We start from the raw sequence: 18,075 nt of genomic DNA, 5'->3' as shown, positions 1-18,075 counted from the left end.
ATGCGCGCCCCTCTCAACAGCCTGACGCCTGTATTGCGCGGTTACAGCCGATCGGTTGTATCGCGCGACTGGTTCAAGCCGGCGCTGATCTTCGCGCTGTGGCTGATTGCCAGCAGCGTAGCGCCGGCCTATGAACTTCTCGCGGGGATTGCTCGATGAACCCGATCACCTACCTGTGCGGCGCGCTCGACCGGCTGTTCGAGCGCCGGCCCGTCACTGCGACCCTCGTTGCCTCGGCGATCGCGTTCGCATGTGCGATCGGCATCGCGTATCTCGGCACAACGCAGGAAGCGCCGCGCGGCGTGTGGGGTGCGTGATGCTCAAGTACGACCTGTCGATCGAGGCGTATCACGCACTCGCGCCCGTGAGCAAATCGCAGCTCGACGACCTCGCGCTGTCGCCGTTCCACTTCTACAGCCGGCATCGCAATCCACTGCGGCCGCCGCGCGTCGAGAGGGCCGGCCAGCTCGAAGGGCACCTCGCACACTGCGCCGTGTTCGAGCCGGACCAGTTCGACGCGCGCTACGTCTGGGCGCCGAAGGGCGCACCGCGCAAGCCGACGGACGCGCAGTGGAACGCGAAGAAGCCTTCGCCGGACAGCGTCGCGGCGATGGAATGGTGGCGCGAATTCCTCGACGCGTGCGGCAACAAGCGCGTGATCTCGGTCGAGCAGTACGAGGTCGCCATGCGCCAGGCTGAGGCCGTGCGCGCGCTGCCCGAGATCCAGGACGCGCTGTCGTGCGGCCGCGCCGAGGTGTCCGCGTTCTGGACGGACGAAATGACCGGCGTCGAATGCCGCTGCCGGCCCGACTGGGTGCATCCGGTGTCGCGCAAGTCGGTCGAGCTGCTCGACCTGAAGACGTACAGCTGCGCGTCGGCCGACGAGTTCCGCCGCCAGATCGCGCGCAAGCGCTACCACGTGCAGGACGCGTTCTACTCGGCCGGCTACAGCGCGGCGGCCGGCGTCACCGTCGAGAAATTCACCTTCATCGCAGTCGAGACCGAATGGCCGTACGCGGCCGCGTCGTACACGCTCGGCCCGGAAAGCCGCGAAGAAGGGTTTCTCGAATGCCGCCGACTGCTCGACGTCTACGAGGAATGCGTGCGCCTGAAGCGCTGGCCCGGCTACTCGAACAAGAGCACGCAGATCGACCTTCCCCCTTACGCCTTCACCTCCCAAGAAATCGAGATCGCATATGTCTGATATCACCGACCTCCGCGGCACCATCGTGCCGAAATCCGACCAGCTGAACGCGGAGCAGCTGCTCGCAGGCGACCTGACCATCACCGTCACCTGAGCGACATCGAGCGCGAGATCTCGCTATCGCTGACCGCGACGAAGGGCAAGAAGGCCATGCACACGGTGTTGCCGCTCGAAGTCGTGCGGCTCGACGACGTGCTGAAGGCGATCGCGACGGCGACCGACCGCAACGGCATGAACGCGGCGCGCGCGCTGGCGATGAAGCTGCCGCCGGGCGATCAGGCACAGGCCGCGCAGGACGCGTACAACGCGCGCATGAAGGAACTGCGCGGCGCGGCGATGCGCAAGCCTGCCGATCAGCCGTCGACCGACGGCCCGAGCACCGAAGAAGCGGCCGCGCTTGCGCAGATCGAAGCATGCACCGACGTCGATACGCTCGACGCGTGCCTCGATGGCTTCCGCGAATACCCGGCCGACGTGCTCGAACGCCTGACCGAAGCGTACAACCGTCGCCGCGAAACGCTGCTCGACGCGTAACCCACTCCCTCACCACCCGGAGCAACCATGTTCGAAATCAAAGACAGCACCCTCGCGAAGATCGTCAGCTGCACGAACGTTTCCGAGAAGCACGGCGCCGAGCGCGTTCCAGCAATCTCGGTCGGCCTCTACATCGTCGGCGGCGGCGATCTGCTCGACATGTTCGACCCGGCGCTGCGCGGCATGCTTTACCGCCGGCCGCTGCCGAAGCCCGGCGAACTCGAAATGGAGCACGACGGCCTGACCGAGCTGCGCTTCCCGTTCATGCGCAACCTCGTGTGGGACCGGAATTACGAGGGATACCTGCTGCGCTTCCACATCGGCGCGAGCGGCGCCGAGGACGTGCTGCTCGCCGAGTGCGGCCTGAAGGACATCCGGTTTACCACGCAGGAAGGCGGCTCCGTCGGCGTGCACTTCAAGATCACTGCGCACCCGAAGGACGACGAGGACCACGGCAAGATCGCGCGTCGCGTGCAGCAGGAGATCGGTATCACGTTGACGCCGCCTGACAACTACGTCGAGCCGGGGCTGTTCGGCGATGCGCCGCCGGCCGATGACTACGTGCCGTTTGCGGGCTCTGACCTCGAAACGCAGAGCGAAGAGTGACCAACCAGCCGCGCGGCATCCGTCGCGCGGCAACCCAGGCTTCACTGGTGGGTGCTCGGTGTGACGGGTGGGCGCCGTCACAAAGCCAAGGTCTGCAGCGCGGCGCCTTCATATTGAACGCTGCCATATGCGAGCCGAGCACCCAGCCATTGAGGCTTGATCTACTGATTTAGAGGATGACGATGGTACCGACCGCGATTTTCCTGTTCGACCGCACCGGCAACATGGCTCGGCCGTGGGCGGACGCCGGCTATCGCTGCATCTGCTATGACATCCAGCACGTCGGCCGCTCGGTGCGTGACGGGATCATCTTCCAGCAATGGGATGCGCTGCTCGGCGCGCCGTCGATCCCGGCCGACTCGACCGTCGTGTTCGGCTTCGCGTTCCCGCCGTGCACGGATCTCGCTGTCAGCGGCGCGCGCTGGTTCAAGGAAAAGGGTCTGCGCCGGCTCGCCCAGGCGATCGAGATGGTTGCGGTCGCCGACGAGTTCCTGCTTTCGCTTGGGGTGCCATACGGCATCGAGAACCCGGTGAGCGTGATCTCGTCGCACTGGCGCAAGCCCGACTACACGTTCCACCCGTACGAGTTCACCGGCTTCGAGCTGTCCGATAACTACACGAAGAAGACCTGCATCTGGGCCGGCGGCGGATTCGAAATGCCGGCGCCGAATCGCGCCGATGGGCTCGGCGCACCCGACAACCGGATCCACGCTGCCCCCCCGTCCGATGACCGCGGCGACATCCGCTCTGCTACGCCGATGGGATTCGCACGCGCAGTGTTCGCGGCGAATGCAAAACAACTGATCGTTGAAGGCCAATGATGACAGACTGGATCGACCACTCCCACCGCGGCGACTGCCGCGACCTGATGCGCGCGATGATCGCCGACGGTGTGCGCGTGCAGACGATCGTGACCTCGCCACCGTACTGGGGCCTGCGCTCGTACCTGCCAGAAGGCCATCCGGATAAGCATCGCGAGATCGGCCAGGAGCCGACGCTGCGCGAGTTCATCGACACGCTGGTCGGCGTGTTCGACCTCGCGCGCGAGCTGCTCGCGGACGACGGCACGTTGTGGCTGAACATGGGCGACAGCTACGCCGGATCGCGCAGCGGGCCGGAAACGGCATCGACGCTGAACGGCACGCGCCGCAATCAGGCCGAGGCGAACCGCGCCATGACGGCGAGCCGCCGGCGCGACGACGTGCCGGTGCCTCGCTCCGACGTGCGTATCGATGGGCTGAAACCGAAAGACCTGGTCGGACAGCCGTGGCGCCTTGCGTTCGCGCTTCAGGACGCCGGCTGGTATCTCCGGCAGGACATCATCTGGCATAAGCCGAACCCGATGCCCGAGAGCGTGCGCGATCGATGCACGAAAGCGCACGAATACCTGTTCCTGCTCAGCAAGAGCGAGCGGTACTACTTCGACCAGGCCGCGATTCTCGAACCGGTCAGTCCGAACACGCACGCGCGCCTTTCGCAGAACGTGCAGGCTCAGATCGGCAGCGAGCGCGCGAACGGCGGAGCGAAGACGAACGGCAACATGAAGGCCGTCGGCCGCGGCGTTGGCTGGGGACACGGCACCGACGCCGATGAGCGTTCGCGCGGCCGCGTGAAGCGGAAGCTGGCTGACGAAGGCGGCGGCGCGAAGAACAACGCCAGCTTCGACGAGGCGATGGCGATCATGCCGACCGAGCGCAACCGTCGTTCCGTTTGGACCATCCCGACGCAGTCGTACAGCGGCGCGCACTTTGCCACGTTTCCGGAAGCGCTGGTCGAGCCCTGCGTGCTCGCCGGCAGCCGGCCGGGCGACATTGTGCTCGATCCGTTCTTCGGCAGCGGCACCGTCGGCCAGGTCGCGCAGCGGCTCGGCCGCCGCTTCCTCGGCTGCGAACTGAATCCCGACTACGAATCCCTGCAACGCGACCGGCTGCGTCAGCCTGGGCTCGCGCTCGCCTGACCACCTGAGGACGACACCATGACCACCGAAAATAGCCGCGCTGATGCGCTGACGGACGAGCAGCGACATGCTGTCGACGAAGCTGTTCGTGTGTTGCGAGATAACTGGGAACACGGGACTGCCGCAGACTTAGACATGGCATTCCTTCCGAATCAGTCCGGAGAAGAGTCGATCAAGGAATGCGACACCGATGACGAGTATCGGTGGCCCAGCGCCGAAACTCCCGCACCCTCGCCGGCGGACGAGCGGGCGGCACGCGCAATCCGGTTATTGGAGATTGCGGAGCCGATTCTTGAAGCTGCCGCAATCGGCAAAGCCGTTACGATCGCGTCCGGTGATCTGCTGCGACAAGTTCGCGCGTTTCTTCCCGCAGACGAAACTGCGCCAGCCCGCGCCGCATCTGCCAACGAGACGGGGGCGGAAGGGGTGACCATGCGCGAGCGTTTCGAAGCGTGGGCGATGGGCGAGTTTGCGCTCGCGGCACTCCCGACGCGGGATGGCGAGGGGTACCACCTGATCGGCGTTGACGATGCGTGGAACACCTGGAAAGCCGCGCTCTCCCGCTCGTCCGCTAAGTGAGGCATCCATGGACAATTTCCAGCGCTGCAAGGGCGAATCGGTACTCACACACGAACGGCTGAAGCAGATTGTGCAATATGACGCAGAGACTGGCCAGTTCACGAGACTGGCCGCATCTGGTGGAATCCGGCGCGGGTCTGTGGCTGGCTACGTCTCCGCTCACGGCTATCTCCGTCTCGGTGTTGGAGGGTTCATCTTTCGCGCCCATCGTCTCGCCTGGTTCTGGGTGCACGGCAAGTGGCCGAAGGAATTTCTCGATCACATCAACAACGACCGGACAGACAACAGAATCTGCAATTTACGCGAGGTCGGCCATGCTGAGAATCAATGGAATAAGAGCCTCAACCGCAACAACTCGGTCGGCCTGAAGGGTGCGCATTACCACAGTGCCAGCGGCAAATGGGCCTCGCACATCCGATACCGGGGAAAGCGAAAGCGTCTCGGCCTTTTCGAATCGGCAGAAGAAGCGCACGAAGTCTACTGCCTAGCAGCCGTCATGTTGCACGGCGAATTCGCCAACCACGGAACGAAAGAGGTATGCCATGCCGAATGACAACGTGCTGACGGACGAACAGATCCTCGACGTGTTCCGTGACGCTGGCCTCGACCTGAACGCGACGACCAACATGCTTTATGCCGTTCGCGGCCAGCATGCTCAGCTCCTCAAAGCCGCGCGCGTTCTTCTTTCCCATCCGGGCCAGCCGGAGCCGCGCGCCGAGGTGACGGACGCAGTGCGCGACGTGCTCGCCGAACGCCATCGGCAAGTTACAGCCGAAGGCTGGACCCCGGAGCGTGACGACAAATACACCAAGCGCGAACTGGCGTACGCAGCTAGCAACTATGCCGTGAGCGAGTTGAAGCACGGTGACCCGCCGATCACGTGGCCTTGGGATAAGCTCTGGTGGAAGCCGACCACGCCGCGCCGCAACCTCGTGAAGGCCGGCGCGCTGATCCTCGCCGAGATCGAGCGACTCGACCGAGACGCCGCCCGCACCGGAGCCTCATCATGAAAAAGACGCGCGCACAACGTGAGCGATTCCCCGAAAAATGCCTTGTCTGCAGAAAGCGCTGCCCGGAGAAAACGATGCCGGCTTCTAAGGGCTGGGATTGGTTTCACGGCTATCTGCCCGCTCCGGCGCATTTCTGCCCCGAGCACAAAGTCGGAGAGCTTCGCGACCGACTGCTTCGAATCGGAGAGAAGAAACCGGAGACATGGACCAGCGATGAGCAGAAGTTCGTTGCGGCATTTTTGGCTGAACTCCGTGCGATTGGAGGCCAATCATGACCAGCCGCCGCATCAACAGCACCGCGGTGTTCGACGTCCTGCGCGGCGGCACGCGCACCGCATGCCAAATCGCGAGCGAACTCGGGACGTCGACCGCCGTCGTCCAGTGCTTCCTCGACACGCTGTTCTACGCCGGCCGCATCCGGATCGATCGGCGCGTGCGCACGGACACGGCGTACGAGGTGGCGCCGGCCGCACTACCGCGCGTGCCGCTCGACACGCCGGCCGCCGGGCCGCGCCTCGCACCCAACCTGCAATCCACGCTCGCCGGCTACGATCGCGAGATCAGTCGCCGCGTCGAGCTCGCCATGACCACGAGGGCACGATGATGGAAATGAACGAAGTGAAACAGATCGTGCGTCTTGCCGTGAAGGAATACATCGAGACGCACCCGCGACCGACGCACGTCACGCAGATGCAGGCGGCTGAGATGCTCGGCATCAGCCGCTGGACCGTGAGCAAGATGGTGAAAGCCGGCGATCTAAGGCTGAACCGGTGCGGCCTGATTCCGATCGAGGAAATCGACAAGGCGCGTGAGGCGCACGTTTAGAGTCGCGCGGCGATCTGCTCAGACGTCTCGCGGTAGTAGTGATCCTGCAACAGCTTCAGATCCTTGATACCGCTGATGCGCGACAGCGTCAGCACATCAACCTTGCGAGCCAGGCGCGTCAGCGCCTCGCCTCGCGAGTCATGGAACGTCATCCCCGTGATCAGTAGCGCGATCTTCGCTTTTCGAAAGAGCGTGCTGAGCGAATCAGCGTCGACGGTAAAGCACTGCTCGCGGTGCGCGACGGCCTTCAACAGGCGAAGCGCGGGCCGCGGCAGCGGGATCTCGCGCGGCTTGCCCGTCAGGTATTGCATCTTGTGATCGAGCCGCGCAACGCCGGTCTTCATGTTCAACGTCTTCTTCCCGAGCCCGCGCAATTCCTTCGCACGCATGCCGCTGCGTAGCGCAACCAACCATGCGAGCGCGACCTCCTGATTCTTCGTCGTCGGCTCCTGCCCCGTCCGATACCCGAGCCAGCGTACGATCGGCCGGACCTCTTTCCACGGATCCACGCGCCGCGTGCGCGCTGCATTGTCGGGCGGGATTCCGAGATCGGTGAACGGGTTCGAATCAGTCCACTTCCATTCGCGCCGCGCGATCGTGTAGACGTTGCGGTAGAGGTTGATCTCGCGCAGCACCGAGCCATTCGTGATGCCGCGAACCTTCGTGCCGTCCGGCGCGATGTATCCCGCAAGCCGTCGGTCACGCCACTCGGCCCACATCGGCGTATCGGCCTGCGACAGCGTCCGCTCAGCGTACTCCGGGAACTGCTTGATGAACGAAGCGATGCGATTCTGTTCCCACTTCGTGCCGCCCTTCTTCGTCGACACGCGGTTCGAGTACTCGGTTAGAGCCTCGCCGAGCGTATACCGATCGGCGACCGGCATGTCGCGCAGGCGCTTCAGTTCGGCCTCGCGCGCAGCGCCCCATGCGTTCGCTTCGCGACGCGTGCGCAGCACCTTCGAATCGCGCGTGCCGCCGACGTAGACCTGCACGCGGAAGCCGTCCTTGTGGGGGGTGATCGATGCCATTGTGGGGAGAATCGTGTGTAACGGATGGGGAATCCATTCTACAACTCTCCCCACAACGAGTGGAGAAATACCTGTATGGATCAACAGGTGCGCGGCGCTAACCTGTTGTTTCTACACGATTCAACTTTTCGCGAAAGTACCTGTTGAATCGTCGTGGTGCCGGGGACCGGACTCGAACCGGCAAGCCAGTTAAGGCGGCGGATTTTCGTCACACTGCTTCTTTCAAAGCCGGCGTCGCGTGCGCGAACCGTTCGTGCGCTGGACTATGCCTTCACCGTCGCGCGCGGGCTTGACCGCTGCCCGTGCGCCTTAGGCGCCCCCCGTCTAGTCTCTACACCTTCCTCGCGGATGCCGCGAGGCTTGGCTCGGCGTTGCCTCGATGCGCACATCAGGGGTTTCGCCGAATTTGAAGGGTTCTGCACCGACCGTTTCCGACCGGGCACTCAATCGTTTAAGTCCGCTATGTTTACCAATTTCATCACCCCGGCAAGAGGGCGGACGCGATTCTACCATTGCTTGCGCATGCGTTCCCTCATTCCGCCGCGCCGCATCGCGACACCGCTCATCGTCGCATTGCGCCTACCCGCGCATTCGACACCGATACGACACGGCCGACGATTTCGTCCCGCGCCGCAACATCCCCCGATACAATCGACCGCGCGTCGTCCGACGGCCCCAACCGTCTGACGTTTGTGTCGTGCTTGTCGCGAAACAAGCGTCGCGTGCGTCATCGCGAAGTCACAAACGTTTTCGATAATTCCCCGGCCGAAAACGTTTACATCGCGTTATTTCATGACCTCGACCATCAAGGACGTCGCTGCCCTCGCGGGCTTCTCGATCGCCACCGTCTCGCGTGCGATCAACGCGCCGCATACCGTCAGCCCCGCCACGCTGCAGACGATCCGCACCGCGATCGATACGCTGCAGTTCCGCCCGAGCCCGCTCGGCCGGCAACTGCGCGGCGAGCGCACGCGGCTCGTCGGCGTCGTCGTGCCGACGCTGTCGAACCCGGTGTTCGCCGACTGCCTGCAAGGCATCGACGCGCTCGCGACCGCGGCCGGTTTCAAGCTGATCCTGATGACGACCGAATACGACGCGGCGCGCGAGCGTCATGCGATCGAGACGCTGCGCGAGCAGCGCGTCGAAGGGCTGATCCTCACCGTCGCCGATGCAGACACACACCCGCTGCTCGACATGCTCGACCGCGACGGCTCGCACTACGTGCTGATGCACAACGACACGCAGCGCCGTCCGTCGGTGTCGGTCGACAACCGCCGCGCCGCGTACGACGGCGTGCAGCTGCTGACCGCGCGCGGCCATCGCCGCGTGCTGATGCTGGCCGGTTCGCTCGCCGCGTCGGATCGCGCCCGCCAGCGCCATCTCGGTTATGCGCAGGCACTCGAGGAAAGCGGCGTGGCCACGCTGCCGCCCGTCGAAGTCGACTTCAACGCGCCCGAGTTGCCCGATGCGGTGCTCGCGCATCTCACCGCGCACGCCACGCGGCCGACCGCCCTGTTCTGCAGCAACGACCTGCTCGCGATGGTCGTGATGCGCGGCCTGCGCCGCGCGGGCTTCTCGATCCCCGACGACCTGTCGGTGCTCGGCTTCGACGGCATCGCGATCGGCGAGTTGCTCGCGCCGCCGCTCGCGAGCGTCGCGACGCCGAACCGCGACATCGGCCGCCACGCATGGCAGCGTCTCGTCGAATCCATCGGCGGCGCGGCGATCGAGCGCACGTCGATGATCCTGCCGCACGCGGTGCGCGACGGTGCGACGATCGCACCGCCGGCCACCGAGCTGCAACTGCGCAAGGCGTGATCGCAGAACGCACGCGTCACGCCCGCCGATCCCCCCGCTACCCCAGCGCTACCCCACTCGTCCGGAGACCCACCGTGTCCTTTCGCCTGACCTCGCTGCTGCGCGCGCTCGCCGCGCCGCTCGCCGTTGCCGTGCTCGTCGCCGGCGCCCCCGCGGCCCACGCCGACGAAACGGCGATCTGCTACAACTGCCCGCCCGAATGGGCCGACTGGGCCGCGCAGATCGCGGCGATCAAGCAGAAGACCGGCATCCGCGTGCCGTTCGACAACAAGAACTCCGGCCAGTCGATCGCGCAGCTGATCGCCGAGCAGAAAAGCCCGGTGGCCGACGTCGTCTACCTCGGCGTGTCGTCGGCGTTCCAGGCGAAGGACAAGGGCGTGATCGCGCCGTACAAGCCCGCGCACTGGAACGACATTCCCGCGAACTTGAAGGACCCGCAAGGCTACTGGTTCGCGATCCACTCGGGCACGCTCGGCTTCTTCGTGAACAAGGACGCACTCGACGGCAAGCCCGTGCCGCGCTCGTGGGCCGATCTGCTGAAGCCCGAATACAAGGGCATGGTCGGCTATCTCGATCCGTCGAGCGCGTTCGTCGGCTACGCGGGCGCGGTCGCCGTCAACCAGGCGCTCGGCGGCAGTCTCGACAACTTCAAGCCGGCGCTCGACTGGTTCCGCAAGCTGAAGGCGAACGCGCCGATCGTGCCGAAGCAGACGGCCTATGCGCGCGTGCTGTCCGGCGAGATTCCGATCCTGCTCGACTACGACTTCGACGCGTATCGCGCGAAATACAAGGACAACGCGAACGTCGAGTTCGTGATTCCGAAGGAAGGCACGATCGCGGTGCCGTACGTGATGAGCCTCGTGAAGGGTGCGCCGCACGATGCGAACGGCAAGAAGGTCCTCGATTTCGTGCTGTCCGACGAAGGCCAGAAGCTGTGGGCCAACGCGTACCTGCGTCCGGTGCGCGCACAGACGCTCGGCGCCGACGTCGCCGCGAAGTTCCTGCCGGCGAGCGAATACGCGCGGGCGAAGTCGGTCGACTTCGGCAAGATGGCGGCCGGGCAGCAGGCGTTCGGCCAGCAATACCTGCAGGTGATGCAGTAAGCGGCCGGCCCCACGTCATGCTCGACCTGACTTTTCCGCTGCGCTGGCGCGTCGCGCTCGTCGCGCCGGCGCTGGCGGTATTCGTCGCGTTCTGGCTGTTGCCGATGGCGTCGCTCGTGCAGGTGTCCGCCGACGGCGCGTTCTTCTCGCACTATGCGGCGCTGCTCGGCAATGCGCGCTACATGAAGAGCCTCGGCGAGACGGTCGCGCTGTCCGCGGGCGTCACGCTCGCGACGCTCGCGCTGTCGACGATCTCGGGCCTGCTGCTCGCGCGCCGCGAATTCGCCGGCAAGCGCGTGCTGCTCGCGCTGCTCACGTTTCCGCTCGCGTTCCCGGGCGTCGTCGTCGGCTTCATGGTGATCATGCTCGCCGGGCGCCAGGGGCTGATCGGCATGCTGTCGGCGAAGCTCACGGGCGACAAGTGGGTCTTCGCATACTCGGTGGCGGGCCTGTTCATCGGCTACCTGTACTTCTCGATCCCGCGCGTGATCGTCACCGTGATCGCGGCCGCGTCGAAGCTCGACGCGTCGCTCGAGGAGGCCGCACGTTCGCTCGGCGCGTCGCCGTGGCGCATCTTCGTCGACATCGTGCTGCCGGCGCTCGCGCCGGGCCTGATCGCGGCCGGCGCGATCTGCTTCGCGACCGCGATGGGCGCGTTCGGCACGGCGTTTACGCTCGCCACCGACCTGAACGTGTTGCCGATGACGATCTATACCGAATTCACGCTGAACGCGAACATCGCGACGGCGGCCGGGCTGTCGATCGTGCTCGGCATCGTCACCTGGGCCGTGCTCGCGCTCGCGCGGCGCTTCACCGGCCATACCGCCGCCGCCGCGGCCTGAGGATTTCCGCATGCCATCGCTTTCCGGCTCGTCCGCGCCCGCCCCGGCCCCTGTTCCGGCTTCCTTGCCCGCGAAGCCTGCCGCCCGGCACGCACCGCGCGTCGCGGGAGCACGCGCGATCGCCGCGCTGCAATGGGGCGTCACGCTGCTGCTGTGCGCGTTCCTGATCGTGCCCGTCGTGATGTCGGTGCTCGCGGGGCTGACCGTCAACTATTTCCGCGGCCTGTCGAGCGGCCTCACGCTGCGCTGGCTCGAGCAGGTGTGGCAGCAGTATCACGGCTCGGTCGCGCTGTCGCTCTACGTCGCGTTCGCGACGCTCGCGATCGTGCTCGCGGTCGGCGTGCCGGCCGGCTATGCGCTCGCGCGCAGCAAGCACCGCATCGCGCGTGCGATCGAGGAAGCGCTGGTGCTGCCGGTCGCGCTGCCGGGGCTTGCTTCGGCGCTCGCGCTGCTGGTCGTGTACGGCGGCTTCACCGCGTTCCGGATGAGCCTGTGGTTCATCGTCGTCGGCCACGTCGTGTTCACGCTGCCGTTCATGGTGCGCGCGGTCGCGGCCGTCGCGGCCGGCGCCGACCTGCGCACGCTCGAGGAAGGCGCGGCGAGCCTCGGCGCGCCGTTCGTCACGCGCTTCGTCACGATCGTGCTGCCGAACCTGCGGCCCGGCATCGTCGCGGGCGCGCTCGCGGTGCTCACGCTGTCGATCGGCGAATTCAACCTCACGTGGATGCTGCACACGCCCGACACCAAGACGCTGCCGGTCGGGCTCGCCGATACGTATGCGTCGCTGCGGCTCGAAGTCGGCAGCGCGTACACGATCCTGTTCCTGCTGATGACGCTGCCGCTGCTCGTCGCGATGCAGTGGCTCGGCGTCGATCCGTCCGGTACGCGCGCGCCGAAGCAGCGCCCGCGCTGATTTTTTCGCAGACATGAAACTCGATTCCACTCCCATCACCCTGACCGGCTGCGCGAAGACCTTCCGCGGCACACGCGTGCTCGAACCGCTCGACCTGTCGATCGGCGCCGGCGAAACGCTCGTGCTGCTCGGGCCGTCGGGCTGCGGCAAGACGACCACGCTGCGCCTGATCGCGGGCCTCGACACACCCGATGCCGGCGGCACCATCGCGTTCGGCGACGACGACGTCACCCTGCTTCCGATCGAGCGCCGGCAGGTCGGCATGGTGTTCCAGAACTACGCGCTGTTTCCGAACCTGACGGTGCGCGGCAACGTCGGCTACGGGCTGAAGATCCGCAAGACCGAGCCGCGTGCGTTGCGCGAACGCGTCGACGAGCTGCTCGCGATGATGCGACTCGACGCGCACGCGGACAAACCGGTCGATCAACTGTCGGGCGGCCAGCGTCAGCGCGTCGCGCTGGCGCGCGCGCTCGCGGTGCGGCCGCGCGTGCTGCTGCTCGACGAACCGCTGACCGCGCTCGACGCGAAGCTGCGCGACGTGCTGCGCCGCGACATGAACACGCTGCTGCGCACGCTCGGCGTGACGACCGTCTACGTCACGCACGACCAGGCCGAAGCGATGGAACTCGGCGACCGGATCGTCGTGATGGGTGCGGGCCGCATCGAGCAGATCGGCACGCCGCGCGAGATCTACTACCACCCCGCGAACCGCACGGTCGCGCAGTTCATCGGCACACTGAACCGGCTGGCGGGCCAGTGGCGCGACGGCGCGCTCGAAACGACCGGCGGCGCGATCGTCACGCCGCATGCGGCCGACGAATGGTTCTTCCGCCCCGAGGACGCGCAGCTCGCCGATCCCGCGCATGCGCCGCTGCGCGGCGCGGTCGGCGCGTGCGCGTTCCTCGGCGAGCGCACGCGCCTCACGATCGAGCATGCGGCACCCGACGCGCTCGTGATCGACGTGCCGGGCCGCATCGCGCTCGCACGCGGCACGGCGGTCGGCCTCGCGATCGCGCCGGAAGGTCTGATCGCGCTCGGCGCGTAAGGCGTCGATCGGGCATCATTCATGCAGCACCCCACGGCGGCGCACACCGCCGCGACAACAACCAGACGATTCCGAGGAACGACGATGCTGCTTGCTCAAATCAGCGATCTCCACATCAAGCGTCCGGGCCAGCTCGCGTACCGGCGCGTCGACACGGCGGCCGCGCTCGCGCGCTGCATCGCGAAGCTGAATGCGCTCGTGCCGCGGCCCGACGCCGTGCTCGTCACCGGCGACCTGACCGACTTCGGCCATGACGACGAATACGGCAACCTGCGCGGGCTGCTCGCGGCGCTCGAGATCCCGTACTACCTGATGATCGGCAATCACGACGACCGCGCCGGATTGCGCCGCGCGTTCGCCGATCGCGCCGAGTTGCAGGACGGCGAATTCGTGCAATACGCGCTCGACGTCGGCGCGGTGCGCGTGCTCGCGCTCGATTCGCAGGTGCCGGGCGCGAGCCACGGCGACCTGTGCGACGCACGGCTCGCGTGGCTTGCCGCACAGCTCGACGCCGCACGCGAGCGGCCGGTGATCGTCGCGCTGCATCACCCGCCGTTCGTGTCGGGCATCGGCCACATGGACAAGCTGCGTCTCGCGCCCGCCGCCGCCGCGAAACTCGACGCGCTGCTGCGCGGTCATCCGAACGTCGAGCGCGTACTGTGCGGTCACGTGCACCGCACGATGTTCACGCGCTTCGGCGGCACGCTCGCGTCCGCGGTGCCGTCGCCCGCGCACCAGGTCGCCTTCGACCTGCGGGCCGATGGGCCATCCGCGTTCCGGCTCGAACCGCCGGCGTTCGCGGTCCACCACCATGCACCCGATACGGGAATGACGTCGCATCACGTCTATGTGGACGAAGGCGCGGGGCCGTATCCGTTCTACGAGCCGACGGGCGAGCTGGTCGACTGACCACGCGACGCGCGGCGCGTGCCGTGACGGGCGGTAGCTGGCCCGTCGCGCCGGCTGCCGCCGGCAGGATTCACGTCGCTCCGGTATGATCGGCAGCCTCGACCGGCGCCCGGCTCGCCGGCGCACCTGATGCGTGCGCCGCCTGCCGGGCCGCCCAACTCCGTGCCTGCCGCCATGTCCACTTCCTCCACCGACCGTCCGACCGACGCCGCCTCGCCCCACTACTCGCGCAGCCTGCTGTTGCTGCTCGCGACGATCGCGGGCGTGTCGGTCGCGAACATCTACTACAACCAGCCGCTGCTCGACAGCTTCCGTTCGGCCTTTCCGGACGGCGCATCGTGGATCGGCGCGGTACCGACCGCGACGCAGCTGGGTTACGCGGCCGGCATGTTCCTGCTCGCGCCGCTCGGCGACCGTTTCGATCGCCGCGGGCTGATCCTGCTGCAGATCGCCGGGCTCTCGATCGCGCTGATCGTGGCGGCCGCCGCGCCGTCGCTGGCCGTGCTCGCGGTCGCCAGCCTCGCGATCGGCATCCTCGCGACCATCGCGCAGCAGGCCGTGCCGTTCGCCGCCGAAATCGCGCCGCCGGCCGAACGCGGCCACGCGGTCGGCACCGTGATGAGCGGCCTGCTGCTCGGCATCCTGCTCGCGCGTACCGCCGCCGGCTTCGTCGCCGAGTATTTCGGCTGGCGCGCGGTGTTCGCCGCGTCGGTCGCGGCGCTCGTCGCACTCGCCGTCGTGATCGTGCTGCGGCTGCCGCGCAGTTCGCCGACGTCGACGCTGTCGTACGGCAAGCTGCTCGGCTCGATGTGGCATCTGGCCGTCGAACTGCGCGGGCTGCGCGAGGCGTCGCTGACGGGCGCCGCGCTGTTCGCGGCGTTCAGCGCGTTCTGGCCGGTGCTCACGCTGCTGCTCGCCGGCGCGCCGTTCCATCTCGGCCCGCAGGCGGCCGGCCTGTTCGGGATCGTCGGCGCCGCGGGCGCGCTCGCCGCGCCGTATGCGGGCCGCTTCGCGGACCGGCGCGGCCCGCGCGCGATCATCTCGCTCGCGATCGCGCTGCTCGCGCTGTCGTTCGTGATCTTCGCGCTGTCGGGATCGAGCCTCGTCGGGCTCGTGATCGGCGTGATCGTGCTGGACGTGGGCGTACAGGCCGCGCAGATCTCGAACCAGTCGCGCATCTATGCGCTGAAGCCCGAGGCGCGCAGCCGCGTCAACACGGTGTACATGGTGTGCTATTTCATCGGCGGCGCGCTCGGCTCGTCGGCCGGCGTCGCCGCATGGCGCGCGTTCGGCTGGACCGGCATGTGCGCGGCCGGCCTGCTGTTTACGGCGCTCGCCGGCTGGTTCCACCATCGCGGCGGCCGGCGCGGCTGAGCGCGACCGGCCACGGCGGCGTCACGCGTCGGTGCGCGACGCGGCCGGCTCGACGGCGGCGGGCGGCGGCGCGAACGCCGGGGCCGGATCGATCACCGCGGCGGGATCCATCACCGCTGCGGGCGTCGGCACCGCGAGCGGAACAGCGGAAGGCGCGAGGATCGGCGCCGCCTCCGGCGCGGCGATCGGCTCGACGACGGGCGAAGCGTCCGCCGTCGGCGCCTGCTCGGCCGCCACGGCCGGCGAACTGGTCGCCGCCGCCGCGGGCCGGCGCGCCGGATCGAACACGAACGACAACCCGACGCTGCCGAGGATCGCGACGGTCGCGACCACGGTCGCCATCGTCACCGGCTCGCCCAGCAGCAGCGCGCCGAGCGCGACCGCGACGATCGGGTTCACGTACATGCAGCTGCTCGCGATGATCGGGCTCGTGTGGCGGATCAGGTAGCCGTACGCGACGTACGCGGCCATCGTGCAGAACACCATCAGGTACGCGAACGCGAACACGGGCCCGACGGCCAGTTGCTCGACGCGTTCGCCGAGCAGCCACGCGACGATCGTCGACATCAGCCCGCCGAGGCCGATCTGCAGCGACGTCGACAGGAACAGGTCGGACGGCAGCTTGAGGCGCGTCGCGAGATGCGCGCCGCCCGCCCAGAACAGTGCGCCGGCCAGCACGCAGATCGTGCCGAGCGCCGAATTCGCGGCGGCCGCGCCGCCCGAATTCAGCACGACGATGCCGACCATCCCGAGCGCGACGGCCGCCCATTCGCCCTTCGTCACCGGCCGCCCCGCCACCGCCGCGATCACGGTCGCGAACAGCGGCACCGTGGCCACCATCACCGCGGCCGAACCGCTGCTGACCGTGCGCATGCCGAGCGCGATCGTGCCGGACGACAGCGCGACGAGCATCGTGCCGACGATCGCCGAGTTGCGGATTTCCAGCAGCGTCGGCCATTCGGGCTTGCGCCGCAGCGCGAAGATGAACAGGCCGATCCCGCCGAGCAGGTTGCGCAGCCCCGACAGCAGCAGCGGCGGGAACGACTGCAGCGCGAAATGCAGCCCGCTGTAGGTCGAGCCCCAGACGAAATAGATGAAGACGAGCGCGAGCGCCACGCGGCCGCCGCGGCTTTGCGGCAGGCGGATCCGGAACGAAAAGCGGGCAAGGAAATCGAGGAGGCGGTCGAGCGGCGTCATCGAACCACCTGCCTGCACGTCACGCCGCGTGCTCCGCTGAAAGACGCCGGCGATGCCGGCAAACGGTCCACGCGGGACCGGGAAGGCAGAGCGAACGTGCGGAACGACATGGCAGTGCGAACGGCGACGAAAGAGAACCGGCAAGCGGCGGCAAAGGGACAAAAACGGGCAAAAAAAACGTGCGCACCCGCGTCGGCTGCACACGCTCGGCATTATGGCATCAAGGATTCGAAAGCATCGTCGGACCTGTCTGAAAGCCTATCGACTGATGTTTCGGCGCGACATTTTTCGCGCGGCGGTGCGGCGAAATCCGGGGCCGGATACGCAAGGCGCGGAGCGCCGGCGCCGCCATTCGCCCCCCTTGATCCAGCATCGGCCTGACGACCAGTTTGTGCGTCGGCGCGTCGTGACGCGCCTATCGTGACGGACGGCGCGCGCTCCTGGTGGCGCCCGCGGCTTCTTTCCGACACCTGCATAGACCATACAAAATTTTGTATAATCCAGACATTCTTCCGCCGAAGCCCGTCGTTTTCGTCGGCAGCGCGCTGGCCGATCTCCGCGGCTTTCCGTTGCCTGCGCGACGCGAAGCCGGCCACCCGATCGATCAGGTGCAGCGCGGCCTCGCACCCGACGACTGGAAACCGATGCGCACGATCGGCGTCGGCGTGCGGGAAATTCGCCTGCGCGATGCAAGCGGCGCATTCCGGATCGTCTACGTCGCAACTTTCACCGAGGCGGTCTACGTCCTGCACTGCTTGCGCAAGCAATCGACGCGCACGAACAAGACCGATATCGACCTCGCCGCCCGCCGCTATCGGACGCTGATGATGGAGTTGAAACGATGACCGATGAACGTTACGCGAACGTCTGGGACGCAATCGAGCGCGAGCCGCCGGAAGCCGCGAACATGAAGCTGCGCTCCGAACTGATGATCGCGCTCAAGCAGCGCATCGCGCGGCTCGAACTGAGTCAGGCCGAGGCCGCGAAGCAGCTGGGCGTCACGCAGCCGCGCGTCTCCGACCTGATGCGCGGCAAGATCAACCTGTTCGGGCTCGACGCGCTCGTGAACATGGCCTCGGCAGTCGGCCTGCGCGTCGATCTGCAGGTGCGCGATTCCGCGTGACGCATACG

The 18,075-nt window shown here is 67.1% G+C and carries 24 protein-coding genes; 22 read left to right on the top strand and 2 right to left on the bottom strand.

Annotated elements, in window-relative coordinates; translation table 11 throughout:
- From KU887_RS06315 to KU887_RS06255, 13 genes are all read left to right on the top strand, one after another.
- Window positions 1–159, top strand: coding sequence for a hypothetical protein (locus KU887_RS06315; RefSeq protein WP_258255248.1), 159 nt, complete (start codon window positions 1–3; stop codon window positions 157–159).
- Window positions 156–317, top strand: coding sequence for a hypothetical protein (locus tag KU887_RS06310; RefSeq protein ID WP_258255246.1), 162 nt, complete (start codon window positions 156–158; stop codon window positions 315–317). The genes KU887_RS06315 and KU887_RS06310 overlap by 4 nt, the downstream gene beginning before the upstream one ends.
- Window positions 317–1,204, top strand: coding sequence for a PD-(D/E)XK nuclease-like domain-containing protein (locus KU887_RS06305; RefSeq protein WP_258255244.1), 888 nt, complete (start codon window positions 317–319; stop codon window positions 1,202–1,204). Before KU887_RS06310 ends, KU887_RS06305 begins: the two co-directional genes overlap by 1 nt.
- Before the next feature lie 150 nt (window positions 1,205–1,354).
- Window positions 1,355–1,738, top strand: coding sequence for a hypothetical protein (locus tag KU887_RS06300; RefSeq protein ID WP_258255243.1), 384 nt, complete (start codon window positions 1,355–1,357; stop codon window positions 1,736–1,738).
- A 27-nt stretch (window positions 1,739–1,765) separates the two neighbouring features.
- Window positions 1,766–2,344 carry a hypothetical protein gene (locus tag KU887_RS06295; protein ID WP_258255242.1) on the top strand — a complete coding sequence of 193 codons (579 nt, stop codon included), beginning with the start codon at window positions 1,766–1,768 and terminating at the stop codon, window positions 2,342–2,344.
- Between the two features lie 176 nt (window positions 2,345–2,520).
- Window positions 2,521–3,165, top strand: a complete 645-nt coding sequence (locus KU887_RS06290) for a hypothetical protein (protein ID WP_258255241.1) — start codon at window positions 2,521–2,523, stop codon at window positions 3,163–3,165.
- A complete protein-coding gene (locus tag KU887_RS06285) occupies window positions 3,165–4,301 on the top strand; it encodes a site-specific DNA-methyltransferase (RefSeq protein ID WP_258255240.1) in 1,137 nt (378 codons plus the stop codon). Before KU887_RS06290 ends, KU887_RS06285 begins: the two co-directional genes overlap by 1 nt.
- A gap of 18 nt (window positions 4,302–4,319) precedes the next feature.
- Window positions 4,320–4,880: a hypothetical protein gene (locus KU887_RS06280; RefSeq protein WP_258255239.1), complete on the top strand. Its 561-nt coding sequence runs from the start codon at window positions 4,320–4,322 to the stop codon at window positions 4,878–4,880.
- Window positions 4,881–4,887: 7 nt separating this feature from the next.
- A complete protein-coding gene (locus tag KU887_RS06275) occupies window positions 4,888–5,433 on the top strand; it encodes an HNH endonuclease (RefSeq protein ID WP_258255237.1) in 546 nt (181 codons plus the stop codon).
- Window positions 5,423–5,890 (top strand): hypothetical protein, encoded by a 468-nt coding sequence (locus tag KU887_RS06270; protein WP_258255236.1) that lies wholly within the window; start codon window positions 5,423–5,425, stop codon window positions 5,888–5,890. Before KU887_RS06275 ends, KU887_RS06270 begins: the two co-directional genes overlap by 11 nt.
- On the top strand, window positions 5,887–6,165 hold the full coding sequence (locus tag KU887_RS06265; protein ID WP_258255235.1) for a hypothetical protein: 279 nt from the start codon (window positions 5,887–5,889) through the stop codon (window positions 6,163–6,165). Before KU887_RS06270 ends, KU887_RS06265 begins: the two co-directional genes overlap by 4 nt.
- Window positions 6,162–6,494 carry a DNA-binding protein gene (locus KU887_RS06260; protein ID WP_185920816.1) on the top strand — a complete coding sequence of 111 codons (333 nt, stop codon included), beginning with the start codon at window positions 6,162–6,164 and terminating at the stop codon, window positions 6,492–6,494. Before KU887_RS06265 ends, KU887_RS06260 begins: the two co-directional genes overlap by 4 nt.
- Window positions 6,495–6,499: 5 nt before the next feature.
- A complete protein-coding gene (locus tag KU887_RS06255; RefSeq protein WP_258255231.1) occupies window positions 6,500–6,715 on the top strand; it encodes a DNA-binding protein in 216 nt (71 codons plus the stop codon).
- On the opposite strand, the gene KU887_RS06250 is transcribed toward KU887_RS06255, so the two are convergent.
- Entirely contained in the window at window positions 6,712–7,743 is a 1,032-nt protein-coding gene (locus KU887_RS06250; RefSeq protein WP_258255230.1) for a tyrosine-type recombinase/integrase, read from the bottom strand. The two genes, KU887_RS06255 and KU887_RS06250, sit on opposite strands and share 4 nt — an antisense overlap.
- 792 nt (window positions 7,744–8,535) lie before the next feature.
- On the opposite strand from KU887_RS06250, the gene KU887_RS06245 reads away from it, so the two are divergent.
- From KU887_RS06245 to KU887_RS06215, 7 genes are all read left to right on the top strand, one after another.
- Window positions 8,536–9,561, top strand: coding sequence for a substrate-binding domain-containing protein (locus KU887_RS06245; RefSeq protein ID WP_006497652.1), 1,026 nt, complete (start codon window positions 8,536–8,538; stop codon window positions 9,559–9,561).
- 74 nt (window positions 9,562–9,635) lie between these two features.
- On the top strand, window positions 9,636–10,664 hold the full coding sequence (locus tag KU887_RS06240) for an ABC transporter substrate-binding protein (RefSeq protein ID WP_258255229.1): 1,029 nt from the start codon (window positions 9,636–9,638) through the stop codon (window positions 10,662–10,664).
- Window positions 10,665–10,681: 17 nt separating this feature from the next.
- Window positions 10,682–11,506, top strand: coding sequence for an ABC transporter permease (locus tag KU887_RS06235; protein WP_006481841.1), 825 nt, complete (start codon window positions 10,682–10,684; stop codon window positions 11,504–11,506).
- A 10-nt stretch (window positions 11,507–11,516) separates the two neighbouring features.
- Window positions 11,517–12,419, top strand: a complete 903-nt coding sequence (locus tag KU887_RS06230) for an ABC transporter permease (protein ID WP_034200789.1) — start codon at window positions 11,517–11,519, stop codon at window positions 12,417–12,419.
- Between the two features lie 13 nt (window positions 12,420–12,432).
- Window positions 12,433–13,464, top strand: coding sequence for an ABC transporter ATP-binding protein (locus tag KU887_RS06225; RefSeq protein ID WP_058901298.1), 1,032 nt, complete (start codon window positions 12,433–12,435; stop codon window positions 13,462–13,464).
- Window positions 13,465–13,548: 84 nt separating this feature from the next.
- Window positions 13,549–14,373 carry a phosphodiesterase gene (locus tag KU887_RS06220; protein ID WP_006497657.1) on the top strand — a complete coding sequence of 275 codons (825 nt, stop codon included), beginning with the start codon at window positions 13,549–13,551 and terminating at the stop codon, window positions 14,371–14,373.
- Between the two features lie 174 nt (window positions 14,374–14,547).
- Complete coding sequence (locus KU887_RS06215) at window positions 14,548–15,747, top strand: MFS transporter (RefSeq protein WP_012492453.1); 1,200 nt, start codon at window positions 14,548–14,550, stop codon at window positions 15,745–15,747.
- Between the two features lie 21 nt (window positions 15,748–15,768).
- Here the strand turns inward: KU887_RS06215 and KU887_RS06210 are convergent, their stop codons facing one another.
- Window positions 15,769–16,944 carry an EamA family transporter gene (locus KU887_RS06210; protein WP_048989211.1) on the bottom strand — a complete coding sequence of 392 codons (1,176 nt, stop codon included), beginning with the start codon at window positions 16,942–16,944 and terminating at the stop codon, window positions 15,769–15,771.
- Window positions 16,945–17,435: 491 nt separating this feature from the next.
- Between KU887_RS06210 and KU887_RS06205 the strand changes: the two genes are divergently transcribed.
- Together KU887_RS06205 and KU887_RS06200 are read left to right on the top strand one after the other, a co-directional pair.
- Window positions 17,436–17,789 carry a type II toxin-antitoxin system RelE/ParE family toxin gene (locus KU887_RS06205; RefSeq protein WP_258255554.1) on the top strand — a complete coding sequence of 118 codons (354 nt, stop codon included), beginning with the start codon at window positions 17,436–17,438 and terminating at the stop codon, window positions 17,787–17,789.
- On the top strand, window positions 17,786–18,067 hold the full coding sequence (locus KU887_RS06200; RefSeq protein WP_058901296.1) for a helix-turn-helix domain-containing protein: 282 nt from the start codon (window positions 17,786–17,788) through the stop codon (window positions 18,065–18,067). Before KU887_RS06205 ends, KU887_RS06200 begins: the two co-directional genes overlap by 4 nt.
- The last annotated feature ends 8 nt before the right edge of the window (window positions 18,068–18,075 follow it).

The organism is Burkholderia sp. EMB26, assembly GCF_024730645.1.
Lineage (GTDB): Bacteria > Pseudomonadota > Gammaproteobacteria > Burkholderiales > Burkholderiaceae > Burkholderia > Burkholderia cenocepacia.
This window is presented reverse-complemented; position numbering and strand designations above follow the sequence as displayed.